Annotated in this window: 15 protein-coding genes; 6 read left to right on the forward strand and 9 right to left on the reverse strand. The window is 72.2% G+C overall.

The genetic code is table 11. The annotated features are described in order from the left end of the window. Positions 1–80: 80 nt before the first annotated feature. The 3 genes from U5911_RS03250 to U5911_RS03260 all read left to right on the forward strand — a co-directional run bounded on the left by U5911_RS03250 (position 81) and on the right by U5911_RS03260 (position 3,191). On the forward strand, positions 81–1,052 hold the full coding sequence (locus tag U5911_RS03250) for an ROK family protein (RefSeq protein ID WP_336035247.1): 972 nt from the start codon (positions 81–83) through the stop codon (positions 1,050–1,052). Between the two features lie 179 nt (positions 1,053–1,231). Further along, the gene (locus tag U5911_RS03255) at positions 1,232–2,719 is read left to right on the forward strand and encodes an LVIVD repeat-containing protein (protein ID WP_336035248.1); all 1,488 of its coding nucleotides are present in this window, start codon (positions 1,232–1,234) and stop codon (positions 2,717–2,719) included. Between the two features lie 100 nt (positions 2,720–2,819). Continuing rightward, entirely contained in the window at positions 2,820–3,191 is a 372-nt protein-coding gene (locus tag U5911_RS03260) for a NifU family protein (RefSeq protein ID WP_336035250.1), read from the forward strand. Between the two features lie 219 nt (positions 3,192–3,410). Here the strand turns inward: U5911_RS03260 and U5911_RS03265 are convergent, their stop codons facing one another. The 3 genes from U5911_RS03265 to U5911_RS03275 all read right to left on the reverse strand — a co-directional run bounded on the left by U5911_RS03265 (position 3,411) and on the right by U5911_RS03275 (position 5,520). Next, positions 3,411–4,835: a ribonuclease FAU-1 family protein gene (locus tag U5911_RS03265; RefSeq protein ID WP_336035251.1), complete on the reverse strand. Its 1,425-nt coding sequence runs from the start codon at positions 4,833–4,835 to the stop codon at positions 3,411–3,413. Continuing rightward, positions 4,832–5,224 carry a DUF7532 family protein gene (locus U5911_RS03270; RefSeq protein WP_336035252.1) on the reverse strand — a complete coding sequence of 131 codons (393 nt, stop codon included), beginning with the start codon at positions 5,222–5,224 and terminating at the stop codon, positions 4,832–4,834. The genes U5911_RS03265 and U5911_RS03270 overlap by 4 nt, the downstream gene beginning before the upstream one ends. Before the next feature lie 113 nt (positions 5,225–5,337). Beyond that, positions 5,338–5,520 (reverse strand): hypothetical protein, encoded by a 183-nt coding sequence (locus U5911_RS03275; RefSeq protein ID WP_336035254.1) that lies wholly within the window; start codon positions 5,518–5,520, stop codon positions 5,338–5,340. Positions 5,521–5,641: 121 nt separating this feature from the next. On the opposite strand from U5911_RS03275, the gene U5911_RS03280 reads away from it, so the two are divergent. Next, positions 5,642–6,985 carry a PrsW family intramembrane metalloprotease gene (locus tag U5911_RS03280; RefSeq protein ID WP_336035255.1) on the forward strand — a complete coding sequence of 448 codons (1,344 nt, stop codon included), beginning with the start codon at positions 5,642–5,644 and terminating at the stop codon, positions 6,983–6,985. Here the strand turns inward: U5911_RS03280 and U5911_RS03285 are convergent. Continuing rightward, positions 6,979–7,569 carry a riboflavin synthase gene (locus tag U5911_RS03285; RefSeq protein WP_336035256.1) on the reverse strand — a complete coding sequence of 197 codons (591 nt, stop codon included), beginning with the start codon at positions 7,567–7,569 and terminating at the stop codon, positions 6,979–6,981. The two genes, U5911_RS03280 and U5911_RS03285, sit on opposite strands and share 7 nt — an antisense overlap. Positions 7,570–7,656: 87 nt before the next feature. On the opposite strand from U5911_RS03285, the gene U5911_RS03290 reads away from it, so the two are divergent. Beyond that, positions 7,657–8,094 (forward strand): cytidine/deoxycytidylate deaminase family protein, encoded by a 438-nt coding sequence (locus tag U5911_RS03290; RefSeq protein WP_336035258.1) that lies wholly within the window; start codon positions 7,657–7,659, stop codon positions 8,092–8,094. A 31-nt stretch (positions 8,095–8,125) separates the two neighbouring features. Further along, positions 8,126–8,362, forward strand: a complete 237-nt coding sequence (locus U5911_RS03295; RefSeq protein WP_336035259.1) for a DUF7533 family protein — start codon at positions 8,126–8,128, stop codon at positions 8,360–8,362. A gap of 19 nt (positions 8,363–8,381) precedes the next feature. Here U5911_RS03295 and U5911_RS03300 read toward each other — a convergent pair whose 3' ends face one another. The 5 genes from U5911_RS03300 to U5911_RS03320 all read right to left on the reverse strand — a co-directional run bounded on the left by U5911_RS03300 (position 8,382) and on the right by U5911_RS03320 (position 13,573). Beyond that, positions 8,382–9,407, reverse strand: coding sequence for a M24 family metallopeptidase (locus tag U5911_RS03300; protein ID WP_336035261.1), 1,026 nt, complete (start codon positions 9,405–9,407; stop codon positions 8,382–8,384). Next, complete coding sequence (locus tag U5911_RS03305; RefSeq protein WP_336035263.1) at positions 9,408–11,237, reverse strand: ATP-dependent helicase; 1,830 nt, start codon at positions 11,235–11,237, stop codon at positions 9,408–9,410. A gap of 133 nt (positions 11,238–11,370) precedes the next feature. Continuing rightward, positions 11,371–11,529: a DUF7563 family protein gene (locus U5911_RS03310; RefSeq protein WP_169793378.1), complete on the reverse strand. Its 159-nt coding sequence runs from the start codon at positions 11,527–11,529 to the stop codon at positions 11,371–11,373. A gap of 270 nt (positions 11,530–11,799) precedes the next feature. After that, a complete protein-coding gene (locus U5911_RS03315) occupies positions 11,800–11,970 on the reverse strand; it encodes an HVO_0416 family zinc finger protein (RefSeq protein ID WP_336035265.1) in 171 nt (56 codons plus the stop codon). 94 nt (positions 11,971–12,064) lie between these two features. Then, complete coding sequence (locus U5911_RS03320; protein ID WP_336035266.1) at positions 12,065–13,573, reverse strand: carboxypeptidase M32; 1,509 nt, start codon at positions 13,571–13,573, stop codon at positions 12,065–12,067. Between the last annotated feature and the right edge of the window lie 67 nt (positions 13,574–13,640).

Here is a 13,640-nt window from a genome sequence, read left to right on the forward strand (position 1 = left end):
GCCGGCCCGACGCGCCCGACTAACACGCCTGCGAGTGAAAACTGTGCAGTTAAGTGTCCGGGCGGCCGCAGTCAACGTAGATGCCGTACTTCGTCGGCGTTGACCTCGGCGCCACGAACGTCCGCGCCGCCGTCGCGGACGGCGACGCCACGCTCGTCGGCAGCGACAGGCGGCCGACGCCGCGCGGCCCCACGGGCATCCACGTCACCGAGGCTGTCCTCGACGCCGTGCGCGCCGCCTGCGAGGACGCCGGCGTCGACCCCCGGGAGGTCCGCGCCGCGGGCGTCGGCAGCATCGGGCCGCTCGACCTCGCGGACGGCAGCGTCGACGGCCCGGCGAACCTCCCCGACTCCGTCGGGACCGTCCCCCTGGTCGGGCCGCTGTCGAAGCTCATCGACTCCGAGGACGTCCACCTCCACAACGACACCGTCGCGGGCGTCATCGGCGAGCGCTTCCACGCCGACCGCAACCCCGACGACATGGCGTACGTCACCATCTCCTCGGGCATCGGCGCGGGCGTCGCCGTCGACGGCAACGTCCTCGCCGGCTGGGACGGCAACGCCGGCGAACTCGGTCACATGGTCGTCGACCCCCAGGGCCGGCGGACCTGCGGCTGCGGCCGCGACGGCCACTGGGAGGCGTACTGCTCGGGGAACAACATCCCCGAGTACGCGCGCATGCTCGCCGAGGAGGACGGCGGCGTCGACACCGCCCTCCCCCTCGACGACGCCGACTTCTCCGCGAAGGACGTCTTCGAGCACGCCGACGGCGACGAGTTCGCCCGCCACGTCGTCGACCAGGTCGGGTTCTGGAACGCCGTCGGCGTCACCAACCTCGTGCAGGCGTACGCGCCCCTCGTGGTGTACGTCGGCGGCGCCGTCGCGCTGAACAACCCCGACGAGGTGCTCGACCCCATCCGCGAGCACCTCGAGACGGACGTGTTCAACAACGTCCCCGAGCTGCGGTTGACGTCGCTCGGCGACGACGTCGTGCTCCGCGGCGCCGTCGCGTCCGCGCTCACCGGCGGCACCGGCGACCGCAGCAGACGGTGACCCAATCGGGCGACCACAGGAAGAGTGGCCGACCGCGCGACCACCACTAGCAGCGGCCGACCGCGCGACCACCACTAGCAGCGGCCGACCGCACGCCCCCACCCGCCAGGGCCGGCCGAGCGACTGCAGCGGCCGCGAGCCGTCGGAGGATTTTTCCACGCGGTCGCGGAAGAGGTGGTATGCGACGACGAGACGTGCTGCGGTCGGCCGCCGCCGCAGCAGCCCTCCCCCTCGCCAGTACCGCCGTCACAGCGACCAGCCAGGCGTCCTACGAGCCGCTCGGCCACGTCGGCCTCGAGACCACGAAGGAGGTCGTCGTCGACGACGCGGGCGAGACGGCGTACGCCGCCACGACGGACGGCTACGCGACCCTGGACGTCGGCGACCCCGCGAACCCCGAGGTGCTCCACGAGGAGCGCGGCCTCCTCGCGGACCGCGAGGACGGCCCGATGCAGATGGTCTACGACGTGAAAGTCGACGGCGACACCCTCATCGTCGTCGGTCCCGCGAACGCCACCCGCGAGGAGAGCGTGCAGGGCGTGCTGGTCTACGACGTCAGCGACCCCGCCAGCCCCGAACGCCGCGCGTTCCACGAGACCGAGTTCCCCATCCACAACTCCTTCCTCCGCGACGGCGTCGCGTACCTCACCGCGAACGACCAGGCGACCAACCCCGTCGTCGCCGTCGACGTCTCCACGGACGACCCCGAGGAGCTCTCGCGGTGGTCCTGCGTCGACGTCGACGACGCCTGGGAGGACGTCCACTGGTACCTGCGGACGTGCCACGACGTCTACGTCCAGGACGACACCCTCTACGTCGCGTACTGGGACGCCGGCACGTGGCTGGCGGACGTCAGCGACCCCGCGAACCCGGAGTACGTCAACCACGTCGGCCACTACAGCGTCGAGGACCTCCGGGGCGTCGAGGAGATCGGCCGCGAGGGACTGAGCGTCCCCGGGAACAGCCACTACGTCGCCGTCAACGACGACGCGACCGTGCTGGCGTCCGGCGCGGAGTCCTGGGACGACGACCCCGAGGACGACGACGACAAGCAGGGCGGCATCGACCTCTGGGACGTCTCCGACCCCCAGAATCCGGAGGAACTGGCGTTCGTCGCGCCGCCGCCGACGCCGAACGGCACCCGGCAGGGAACGTGGACGACCAGCCACAACTTCGAGTTCCACGGCGACCGCCTGTACTCGTCCTGGTACCAGGGCGGCGTGAAGATCCACGACGTCAGCGACCCCGCCGACCCCGAGGAGCTGGCGTGGTGGCGCCAGCCCGAGCAGACGAGCTTCTGGACGGCCCAGTACGCCACCGAGGACGCCTTCCTCGCCAGCAGCATGACCGGCGGCGAGGACTACCCGTCTGGCGTGTACGCGTTCCCGAACGAGGCCGGCGAACAGCCGGACCCGCCGGCGCTCGTCGAGGAGGAGTCGGGCGACGCGACGACCAGCGGTCCCACGACCACCGGGGCGACGACCAGCCAGCCCACGACGGAGGCCTCGCCGACCACCGAGGCGACGACCGCGGCGCCGACCACCGAGGCGACGACGGAGTCCAACGGCGACGGCGAGTCCGGCGGCGGCGCCCCCGGGTTCGGCGTGCTCGCCGCGCTCTCCGGCGTCGGCGCCGCCGCGCTCGCCGCGAAGCGGCGCCTCGAGTGAGAGGCGGCTGGGTCGACTGCGGCGATTGCACTGGACCGCAGCGGCCGCCGGGACCGCACCGAGCGGAACCCTCTTGCCGCGCCACCCCCAACCGTCGGCCATGAGCGAGACAGCGGGCGCCGGCAGCCTCCACGAGCGCGTCGAGACGTGGCTCGTGGCCCAGATGCCCATCATCCGGAGCCACGGCGGCACCAGCGCCGTGCGGAAGGCCGACCCCGAGGCGGGCGAGGTCGTCGTGGAGCTCGGCGGCGCGTGCTCGGGCTGTGGCATCAGTCCGCGGACCGCCCAGCGCATCAAGACCGACCTCGCAGCGGAGTTCGACGAGGTCAGCGACGTCGTCGTGCGGTTCACCGACGGCGACGGCGGCGGCTGGGGGACCGACCAGCCGGAGAGCTACATGGGCGTCGACCGCAACGAGGGCGGTCGCGGCGGCCGCGGCGAGGGCAGCCCGAACTCCGACGCGCACTTCTGACCGACGCGCGCGCTTCTCGCCGACGCGCGCACTCCTCGCCGACGACACCGGCCGGGGCCGCGCTCGCTGGCCCGGCCGAGACCGGTCGCTCTCCTCCGTCGTGTCGCTGCTCGTCCTCGTCAGTCGTGTCGCTGCTCGTCCTCGTCAGTCGTGTCGCTGCTCGTCCTCGTCAGTCGTGTCGCTGCTCGTCCTCGTCAGTCGTGTCGCTGCTCGTCCTCGTCAGTCGTCGCTGACGGCGTCCTGCACGCGCTCGGCGACCGAGAGCGCTCGCTCCGCGAGTGCCTCGTCGACGAGGCCGTCGTCCACGCACTCCCGGAGTTCGTCCTCGTCGACGACCTCGACGGCGCCGTCGGCGTGCTTCACGACGTCGACGTGGAGGTCGACGTACCGCACGGCGTCCGCGAACACCTCCACGGGCGTGCAGACGTTGAGGTACGTGCCCTTCACGCGGCCGTCCGCGCTCTCGTAGACGGTCGGGTACCACCAGTTCCCCTCGGTGAAGCGCGTGACGGCGACGTCGCCGCGCTCGCGCTCGACGCCGAGCGCGTCGTAGGTGCCGCCGGGACTCATCTCGCGGCGGACCGTCACGCGCCCGCGCTCGCGGTCGCGGTCCGTGACGTCGCCGCGGCCGAGCGTGATGCGGCGGCCGTCCGGCTTCCCGTGCTCGATGGCGACGCGGTCGCCCTCCACGGGCCCGAACTGGTCGGTGACCGCGCCGAACGGGAACCCGTCGGGGCTGGCGCCGAGCGCCTCCGCGAAGTCGACGGCGCCGCTGGCGGCCTCGCTGCCGGCCTTGACGCGGTGGTGGCCGGGCATCGTCGCGGTGACCTCGCGGCGCGCGTCGTCGAGCGCGAACCGCGAGTCGCGGCCGAACCACGTCCAGACGGTCCGCTCGGGCGCTGCGACGCGGTGGGGCGCGCGCTCGCCGGGGCTCGGGGCGTCCGCAACGGCGGCCTCGAGGCGGTCCGCGAGCGCCACCGCCGCCTCGAGGGCGTCCCCGAGCGCGTCCATGCCGGCGTCCTCGGCGGCGCGGTGCCAGCGGACGCCCCAGTCCTCGGGGACGTCGGGCGCCAGCAGTTCGGTGGTGCGCGCGAGTTCGTGGTCGCCGCCGCCGCTGGGCGTGTCGGCGACGAGCGCGTCCACGCCGCGGTCGAGGCTGGCGACGCCGCCGAGGGCGCGCAGCGTCGTCCCGACCTCGGGGCGGCCGCCGCCCCACGGCGGGTTCGGGTCGTGGACCTGCACGCGCAGGCGGTCGCCGTCCTCGACGTACTCGTCGGCGGCGTCGAAGGGAAGGTAGCCCTCGCGGTCGTCGCCGAGTGCAACCACGGCGCCGCCCCCGGTCGTGCGCTCGACGACGGCGTTGAAGACGGCGCCCCGGGCGGCGCGGTCCGGCCACGCGAACGCGTCGAGGCCGGCGTCCGCGGCGACGTCGAGGACGTCGTCGGCGTCGCCGGGCGGGCCGGAGACGGCGACGCCCTGGCGGTCCGGCGTCATCCGGACGTCGACGTCGGCGGGCCCGCCGGGGAACGCCGCGTCGAAGCGCTCGCGGATGGGCGGCGACGCGTCCACCACGTCGAGGCCGGCGTCCAGCAGCAGGCGCGTGAGCGCCGTGCTGTAGATGCCGCGGACGCGGACCCGGGTCATTCCAGCGGGCGCCGGTCGGCGGCGAACCGCACGCGGTCGTGGACGGTCGGGCCGAGCGTCAGTTCGACCACAGAGGGGTGGCCGTCATCCGTTTCGAGGACGCGCGCGCCCTCCACCCAGGCGCCCCACGTCTCGAAGCGCACGAAGCCGCGGACGTCCTCGCTGTGCGTGAACAGGTCGACGTACTCGAGGTCGTGTCTGGGGTAGTCGGCCGCGGAGTGGGTCCGGTCCATGTCCGAGTAGACGACGTCGAGCCGGTCGAAGAACGACTCGACGCGGCGGGCCTCCGCCCGCGCCTCGTCGGCGACGGTCTGCTGGACCTCGCGGAGGTCCGCCTGGGAGAGTCCGGCGTCCCGGAGCGCGGCCCGCGTCCGCTGGTCGAAGAGCATACCGGGTGGTTGGCGGCGCGGGGTTTTCAGCGTTGCCGCCCGCGGCGAGTTCCGCGGTCGCGTCGCTGGGCGAGTTCGCCGACCGGACCGCCCGGGAACCGGAGTCGGCCGCGCTAGTCGTCCGCCGGCGTCGGCGACGGCGCGTCGGCCGCGTCCGCCGTCGCGTCCGCGTTGTCGGCCGCGTCCGCGTTGTCGGCCGCGTTCGCGCTGTCGGTCGGTGCGTCGGCGTCTCGTCGGTTCGACTCCTCGCTCGGGGGTGCCGTGTACAGCAGGCCGCGACTCGGACTGTATGCCATGCCCGTCGGTCAGCCCGACCGCGGTGTTAAGCGTGCCCCTTTAGGGAACGAGTGGCATATAAGGTCCGGCGGGGGGCCGCTGCGGACACACTGAAGGGAGCGGCCGCTGAAACGGACGCGCATGGCTCCGGACCAGGACCCGGTACAGCGGGCGAGCGACGGGGACCGCGACCTCTACGACGTGGCGACCTGGGAGGTGCGGACGACCGTCGACCGGCTGTCGGCGTGGCTGTACGGCGCCGTCGTGACGACCGCGCGGGCGTCGGTGGTCGCGCTCGCGGCGCTCATCGTGCTCGCGCAGTTCGCGGCGGGGTTCGCGCTCGTGTTCGTCGACCGGCCCGTCATCGGCGCGTACGTGCTGCTGTCGGTGGTGCCGGCGCTCGGGATGACGGCGTTCCTCTGGCGGGCGGACGCGACGGAGCGAGAGCCCCTGGAGCTGCTCGTGGTGACGTTCGCGTTCGGGTTCCTGTTCGCGGCGTTCGCCGCCACGCTGAACAGCCTCTTCTCGGGGTTCTTCCTCGGGACGCTCGCGGAGTCGGCGCCGCTGTGGCTGGCGGTGCTGGCGCCCGCGCTCTACTACTTCCTGATCGTCGGTCCCGTCGAGGAGACGGTGAAACTGCTCGCGGTCCGCATGTACGCCTACCGGAGCGACCGCTTCGACGCCGTCGTCGACGGCGCGGTGTACGGCGCGGTCGCCGGCCTCGGGTTCGCGACCATCGAGAACGCCATCTACGTCGCCCGCGAGGTCATCGTCGCCAGCCAGGCGGCCGGCGGCCCCACGCTCGCGGAGGTCGGCCTCCAGACGGCCGCGGTGCGCACGCTCGCCGGCCCGGGGCACGTCATCTACTCGGCGTTCGCGGGCTACTACCTCGGGCTCGCGAAGTTCAACGCCGAGGACGCCGGCCCCATCGTCGTCAAGGGACTGCTCGTCGCGACGGTCATCCACGCCACGTACAACACGGTCGTGACGAACCTCGGCGTCGCCACCGACTCCGTCGGCGTGCCGCCCGGACTCGCGTTCATCGGGTTCGTCGTCGTCTACGACGGCGCCCTGTTCTACGTGCTCTACCGGAAGCTCGCGCGCTACCGGCGGGCGTTCGAGGCGACAGGCGCCGAGGCGGCCGTGGGCGATGCCGGCGAGGACGCGGACGAGGCCGGCGAGGGTGTGGACGCTGCCAGCGAGTCCGGCGACGGCCAGACGGCGACCGTGGACGTCGCCGACGACGTCCAGCTAGCCGACGAGGAGGACGTCGACGTGACCGACGGGCACGTCGACGTTCAGCCGACGGATGACAGCGAGGAAGTCCAGTGGACGGCGGACAGCGAGGACGACCAGGTGAGCGGCGGCGAAGACACGGAGGCCCACCAGAACGGCGATTACGGGGACGACGGCCAGGAGGGCAACGGCCGCCGCGAGGACGAGGACCGGAGCCACGGCGGCGAGGGGCGCTCGGGCGGTCAGTAGGCGTCGAGGCGTTCGACGTACTTCGCGACGACGTCGACCTCGACGTTCACCTCGTCGCCGGGGCCGCGCTCGGAGAGCGTCGTGAGGTCGTACGTGGTGGGGACGACGGCGACCGAGAAGGTGTCGGCCTCGTCGTCGACGTCGGCGACGGTGAGGCTGACGCCGTCAAGCGTGATGGAGCCCTTCCGCGCGACGTACCGCTCGTGGCCGTCGGGGAGCGCGAACGCGTACGTCCAGTCCTCGCCGACCTGCTCGACGGCGACGACTTCCGTGGTGGTGTCGACGTGGCCCTGCACGATGTGACCGTCGAGGCGGCCGTCCGCGGGGAGCGCGCGCTCGAGGTTGACCCGGTCGCCCTCCGCGACCTCGCTGAGCGTGGTCTTCTCGAGGGTCTCGGTGGCGGTGAACGCCGTGAACCACCGGTCGCCGTGCTCCTCGACGGTGAGGCAGACGCCGCCGACGCTGACGCTGTCGCCGTGCGAGAAGCCGGTGACGTCGTCGGTGGCGACGCGGATGCGCCGCCCGTCCGGTTCGTCGACGACGCGCTCGACGGTCCCCGTCTCCTCGACAATTCCGGTGAACACGAGTTCAGATTCGTGACTCGTAACGAAAACGTTGCGGTTTCCGGCGCGGGGCCGAAGACACTTCCCGACCGACGCCGACCGCCGCGTATGGACCCCACGCCGCTCACCGCCGCCGACGAAGCCCTCCTCGACAGCGCCGCCGACGCCGCCGACGCCGCGTACTCGCCGGCCGAGGCGGGCCGCTTCGAACACGACGCCCACGTCGTCACGGCAGCCGTCGAAGCCGCCGACGGCGACGTGTACACGGCTGCGAGCCTCCCCGCGAGCGTCGGCCGCGCCTCCACGTGCGCCGAACCGGGTGCCATCGGCGCCGCCGTCGCCGCAGGCGCCCGCGACTTCCGGCGCGTCGCCGCCGTCGAACACCCACGCGGCGAGCGCGAGACAGCCCGCGTGCTCTCGCCGTGCGGCGTCTGCCGCGAACTGATCGCGGACTACGGCGACGACGTCCGCGTGCTCGTGCGGACCGACGACGGCGACGTCGGCGGCGTCCCCGCGGCCGACCTCCTGCCCGGCCGCACCTGGTAGGCTTATCCGCGTCGGCCGTCTACGTCGCGGCGTGAAACTGCTGGACGCCGTGTCGCTGGCCGTCGCCGTCGCGTTCGCCGCGCCAGCCGCGCTGTTCGGCGTCGAGAGCCTGCTGCGCGGCGACCCCACCGGCTGGGTGTTCCTCGGGTTCGCCGCCGGCATCCTCGCGTTCGAGCGCTACCTCACGACGCCGACGGACGTCCCGATTCTCGCCGCGCAGAAGACCGCGGAAGTCGTCGCCGAGGACCCCGACGACGACAGTCAGTAGCCCACCTCGGCGACGACGGTCAGTAGTCAGCCTTCGGCACCACCGAGTGCGGGAACGACCCCACGCGTTCGACGCCCTCCCCGGTGGCGACCGCGAGGTCGGCCGCCCACACGCGCTGCTCGGCGTCCAGGTCCGCGCGCACCGCCAGCACCGCTCCCGCCTCGATGGCGTCGTCGCCCCCCGGGCGCTCGCGGCGCTCGAGGCCGACGCCGTGCACGCCACCGCAGCCCTCGGTCGGCGGGAAGCCGTACGACCCGAGTTCCGCGGTCGCCTCCTCGGCCGCTGCGGCGGCCGTCGTCTCCCCGACGTCCACGACGTCGACGGCCGCGTCGACGGCGTACTCCGCGGCGAGCGTCGCGCGGCGCTCCCAGCCGCCGTCGCTGTCCGCGACGAACGTCCGCGCGAGCCACCCCGAGTAGCCGTCCGCGCGCGGCGTCACGCGCACCGGAACGGCGTCGCTGGCGGCGATGGCACCTTCGGCCGCGACGACCGTCTCCGGGTCGGCGCCGGCCGCTGCCACCGCCGCGTTCGCCGCGCGGCGCACGCGCTCGGCAGTTATTTCGCCGTGCTCGTCCGCGAGCGGGTCCCCTCTCGCGTTCGCGAGCAGCGCAGCGGCGGCGGCCATCCCGTCCTCGGCGGCCGCCTGCGCGGCGCGCACGGCGTCCAGTTCCGCGTCGGTCTTCCGCTCGCGGGCGCGCTCGTGGGCGCCGGTCGAGGCCACCTCGACGCCCGCGTGCTCCAGGTACAGCGCGGCGTCGTGCGGCAGCGTGCGCGGCGCGAGCACCGAGTCGCCGACGAGGTCGGGCAGGCGCTCGGCGGGCGTCGGCTCGGAGTCCAGAACTGTCACGTCCCCGCGGACCACGACGCGGTCGGGGAGCGGGCGTTCGGGGACGACGGCCACGCGGCCGCCGTAGACGACCGCCGCGCGGCAGGGCAGTCGCTCGCCGGCGAGATGCGAGACGGTCGGTTCGCCGGCCGGGCCGGCGTGGACGAACGCGTCGGCGCCCGCGTCAGCGAGCGCGCCGTCGAAGGCCCCGCGCCGCATTCACGGCAGCTGCACCGGCGTGTCGCCCTCGAGGGCGTCCTCGAGGGTCTGGCCGGTCTGCTCGCCGTACAGCAACACGTCGATGGGCAGCGTCGGCGCGCCGCCCACGAGGTTCTGGAGGAGCACGAGGCGCTCGCGAGCCCGGGACATGCCGACGTAGAAGACGCGGCGCTCGTTGTCCGTGAGAATCGGGACGGGGCTCGTCTTGCTCGTGAACTCCACGTCGTCGGGCACGTCCTCGGGGTCGGCGGTCGCCGCCATCTGCTCGACGACCTTCTCCGTGAGGTCCGTCGCCACGAACACGTGGTCGGCCTCGCGGCCCTTCGCGGAGTGGATGGTGCCGACGCGCACGCGCTCGGGGTCCATGCCGCGGTAGTCGCCCTGGAAGTACGCGTCGATGCTGCGGCGCTGGTAGCGAGTGACCTTCCGGAGCATGTCCGCGGCCGCCGACGGCCCCGGCACGAACGGCACGTAGTCCCGGATGAAGTCCGCGGTGAACGTGAGGTCGGTGAGGTCGGTGCTCTCGCCCTGCGCCTCGTCGATGGCCTCACGGAGGTCGTTGCGCTCGCGGGTGCCGAACGCCGAGTCCTGGAGCATGTCCATCAGGCGCCGCGCCTCGAGGCCGTCGACGGCCTCGTCGCGGTCGAGTTTCTCCACCGCGGAGATGTACTGCTGGAGCCGGTCGGTCCACATCCGCTGGTCGGTCAGCGCCCTGAAGGGGATGCCCTCGCCGATGAACTCGTCGACGAAGTCGAACAGCTGGTAGCGGGCGCGGAAGAGGATCATCACCGTGTCGTCGTCGGTGGACTCGACGGTGCGGCGGACGTTCCGCACGAGGTCCAGCATCGACGGGCTGTCGATGGCCTCCACGCTGCCGCCCTCCTTGCGCGGCTTGAGGTCCTTCTCCTGGCGGGTGTCGATGTGGCTGATCTCCTGTTGGACCACCTCGAGCACCTGGGAGGGCAGCCGGTAGGAGTTCGGGAGCACGACGTCCTCGGTGACCTTCGTGTTCAGGAGGAGTTCGGGGTCCGCGCCCTGCCAGGCGTAGACGACCTGGTCGTCGTCGCCCGCGATGAGCACGCGCTCCATGTGCGGCCGCCACTCCTCGTAGACGTCGTACTGGAGGCTCGTGATGTCCTGGAACTCGTCGATGACGAGGTAGTCGACGTTCGGGAGCAGCGAGCGCTGTTTCACGCGCTCGAGCATGTCCGCGAACCCGACGAGGTCGTGTTCGCCCTTGTACGCGCGCCACGCCCGGATGGCCTCCGGGATGTCGTAGCGCTCGTCCGAGGACGGCCACGTCGGCGTGTACTTGTTCCCGGTCTGGGCGTTGTCGTCGATGTCCGGCGGCAGTCGCACCTCCTCGTCGTTCCACCGGAACGGGACGTCGTACCAGTCGGCGACGTCGCGTCGCGTCCGCTGGAGCCACTGGCTGGTGGCGATGACCTTGTTCCCGAGCGTCGTCGACCGCGCGGTGCGCCGGGAGCCGGACGCGTACTCGTCCTCGTAGGGGATGCCGTACTCCTCGCAGAAGGCCTCCTTGTCGTCCTCGCCGACAACGTCGCCCCGGGAGAGGTTCAGGAGTTCGTAGGCCTTCGCGTGCATCGTCGCGACGTTCCCCCGCAGCGACCGGGGGTTCACGTCCAGCCGCTCGGCGAGGCGCTCGCGGACCTCGGCCGCTGCGGCCCGCGTGTACGAGACCACGAGGATGTCCCGCACGTCGACGTCCTCGTCTTCGAGAATTTCCTCGACGTGGTCGAGGAGCGCGGTCGTCTTCCCGCTCCCCGGACCACCGAACAGCCGCGTGACTTCCGGCTCCGAGTCCGTCATTAGACAACTAGAGGGACCGAAACGGTATAAACGGCGTGAAATTCTACGGCCGCCTAACACGTCCGGGGCTGCGGCCGCGCGAGCGGGGCAGCGGCCGCGTCTGCGGCGTCGCGTGCGGCGACGCGGCCCGCCGTCACGTCCGTCGCGTCGACCGCGCTTCCCTGACCTCCGCGCCGTCGCGGATCTTGTCCTCGCAGTTCGGGCACACGCGCGGCGCGCCCTGCTCGTTCGGTGTGAACACCCTCGCGTACGCGTCGGTCACGAACGACCCACAGTTCTGGCACTCCGGCATGGCTACACTGGACGTTTCTCGGGGTTCGTCTTATGCGTGCTGGCCGCTTCAGAAACGAGCAGCGCGCCGTGCAGTCGCGACGAGTGCCGGAGGACCCGTTCCGGCCGCCGGCCGTCACGACACGGCGATGGGGCGGCCGATTCGGATGTCGCGGCTGGCGACGAGAGCGAGCCCTGCAGCTGGCCGAGCGAACGAGTGCCGTGGCTGGCGACCAGAACGAGCGTGCGCGGTGCGGTCCGACCGGAACCGGACCGCGCGAGGAGGGCCGGCCTACGGCGACCAGCCACAGACTGTGCAGGTTCGCGCCTCTACGTCGTGAAGTCCACCGCACTCCGGACACTGCTTCTTGTTGTAGCTCTCCTCCCAGGTCGCAGTCTCGTGGCCGCGCTGTTCGAGGAAGTCGTCCAGAAGGCCGTCGTCCGGAGTCGATGCCTTCGACATACGTGGTGTGCTACACCATACCACTACTTCAACGTACCGGAGTGACAGCCCGGCGAGCTGTCGGCGAACCGCCAGACGGCGACCGCGGGACGGCTCAGAGGTCGTAGAGGTCGCCGAACTTCTCGCGAGCGTACGCGACGAAGTAGTCCGCTGTCAGCGGTTCGCCGGTCGCCACCTCGATTAGTTCGTCGGTGGTGTACCGCTGGCCGTGCCGGTGGACGTGCTCAGTCAGCCACTCGCGGATCGGGTCGAACTCGCCCTCGCGCACGAGGCCGTCGACGTCGAGGTCCTCGCGCATCGCCGCGTCCAGCTGCGCGGCGAGCACGCTCCCCACCGTGTAGTTCTGGAAGGACGCGAACCCGCCCGTCCAGTGGATGTCCTGCAGGCAGCCCTCAGCGTCGTCGTCGGGCCGCACGCCGAGGTACTCGTCCATCAGGTCGTTCCACCGGCCAGGAATCTCGTCGACGTCCAGCTCGCCGCCCACGAACGCCTTCTCGACGTCCGACCGGAGGATGATGTGCATGTGGTAGGTGAGTTCGTCGGCCTCTACGCGAATCTTGTTCTCGGGGTAGATGCGGTTGACCGCCTCGTACACCGCCCGGGGGTCGGCGTCGCCGTCGAGGTGCTCGTTGACGACGGGCGTGGCGTACTCCCAGAACGCCTCGGTGCGGCCGACGTGGTTCTCCCAGAACCGCGACTGGGACTCGTGGACGCCCGAGGACCGCGACTGGCCGAGCGGCAGGCCGTACTGGTCGTCCGGCAGGCCGTGCTGGTAGGACGCGTGCCCGAACTCGTGGACGGTGCTCATCACCGCGCCGAGGGGGTCGTCGGCCGCGAACCGCGTGGTGATGCGCGCGTCGAACTGCGGTCCCACCATGAACGGATGGGGCGCGGTGTCCAGCCGCCCCCGGTCCCAGTCGTAGCCGAGGCGGTCGACGAGCTCCCGGCAGAGCGCCATCTGCGTGTCGTCGTCGTACTCGCCCTCGTAGGGGGAGGAGAACTCGGCGTCGCTGGCTTTCAGGTCCTCGACGAGCGGGACGAGTTCCGCGCGGAGCGTGTCGAAGATCTCCTCGACGCGCTCGAGGGGGAGGTAGGGCTCGCCGTCCTCGAACATCACCCTGTAGGGGTCCGCGTCGGCGTCGATGTGTTCGGCGCGCTCGACGTGGAGGTCCCGGAGGTCCTCGAGGGTCGGCGCGAACTGCGAGAAGTCCGCGTCGGCCTTCGCGTCCTCCCAGACCTGCTGGGCGTCGCTTTGGGTCTCCGTGAGCTCCGCGACGAGGTCGCTCGGCACGCTGTCCGAGCGCTCGTACTGGCGGCGGAGCTCGCGGACGACCGCCCGCTGGTCGTCGCCGAGGTCGGCGTCCGCGAGTTCGTCGAGCCACTCGCCGACCTCGTCGTCAGTGAGGCGGTCGTGGTGGACCGTCGACAGCGCCGACAGCTGCTTGCCGCGTGCGGGCGCGCCGCCCGCCGGCATCATCACGCGCTGGTCCCACGCCAGCACGCCGCGCGCGTCGCCGAGGTAGGACAGCTGCTTCGTTCGCTCTTCGAGGGCGTCGTAGGCGTCCGGAGCGGAGGCCGCCTCGTCGGGCGTGTTCGTCGCCATACACGTTCCCTCTGGCCCGTCAGTACATCAACCCTCGGCCGGCGGAAAACCGGGGGTGCGAAGCGAG

It is taken from the genome of Halobacterium yunchengense, from assembly GCF_037031165.1.
GTDB classification, from domain to species: domain Archaea; phylum Halobacteriota; class Halobacteria; order Halobacteriales; family Halobacteriaceae; genus Halobacterium; species Halobacterium yunchengense.

What these genes read in the sequence shown, in the direction of transcription:
- U5911_RS03250 (WP_336035247.1), top strand. Translation starts at nt 81, where the DNA reads ATGCCGTACTTCGTCGGCGTTGACCTCGGCGCCACGAACGTCCGCGCC.
- U5911_RS03255 (WP_336035248.1), top strand. Translation starts at nt 1,232, where the DNA reads ATGCGACGACGAGACGTGCTGCGGTCGGCCGCCGCCGCAGCAGCCCTC.
- U5911_RS03260 (WP_336035250.1), top strand. Translation starts at nt 2,820, where the DNA reads ATGAGCGAGACAGCGGGCGCCGGCAGCCTCCACGAGCGCGTCGAGACG.
- U5911_RS03265 (WP_336035251.1), bottom strand. Translation starts at nt 4,835, where the DNA reads ATGACCCGGGTCCGCGTCCGCGGCATCTACAGCACGGCGCTCACGCGC.
- U5911_RS03270 (WP_336035252.1), bottom strand. Translation starts at nt 5,224, where the DNA reads ATGCTCTTCGACCAGCGGACGCGGGCCGCGCTCCGGGACGCCGGACTC.
- U5911_RS03275 (WP_336035254.1), bottom strand. Translation starts at nt 5,520, where the DNA reads ATGGCATACAGTCCGAGTCGCGGCCTGCTGTACACGGCACCCCCGAGC.
- U5911_RS03280 (WP_336035255.1), top strand. Translation starts at nt 5,642, where the DNA reads ATGGCTCCGGACCAGGACCCGGTACAGCGGGCGAGCGACGGGGACCGC.
- U5911_RS03290 (WP_336035258.1), top strand. Translation starts at nt 7,657, where the DNA reads ATGGACCCCACGCCGCTCACCGCCGCCGACGAAGCCCTCCTCGACAGC.
- U5911_RS03300 (WP_336035261.1), bottom strand. Translation starts at nt 9,407, where the DNA reads ATGCGGCGCGGGGCCTTCGACGGCGCGCTCGCTGACGCGGGCGCCGAC.
- U5911_RS03305 (WP_336035263.1), bottom strand. Translation starts at nt 11,237, where the DNA reads ATGACGGACTCGGAGCCGGAAGTCACGCGGCTGTTCGGTGGTCCGGGG.
- U5911_RS03310 (WP_169793378.1), bottom strand. Translation starts at nt 11,529, where the DNA reads ATGCCGGAGTGCCAGAACTGTGGGTCGTTCGTGACCGACGCGTACGCG.
- U5911_RS03315 (WP_336035265.1), bottom strand. Translation starts at nt 11,970, where the DNA reads ATGTCGAAGGCATCGACTCCGGACGACGGCCTTCTGGACGACTTCCTC.
- U5911_RS03320 (WP_336035266.1), bottom strand. Translation starts at nt 13,573, where the DNA reads ATGGCGACGAACACGCCCGACGAGGCGGCCTCCGCTCCGGACGCCTAC.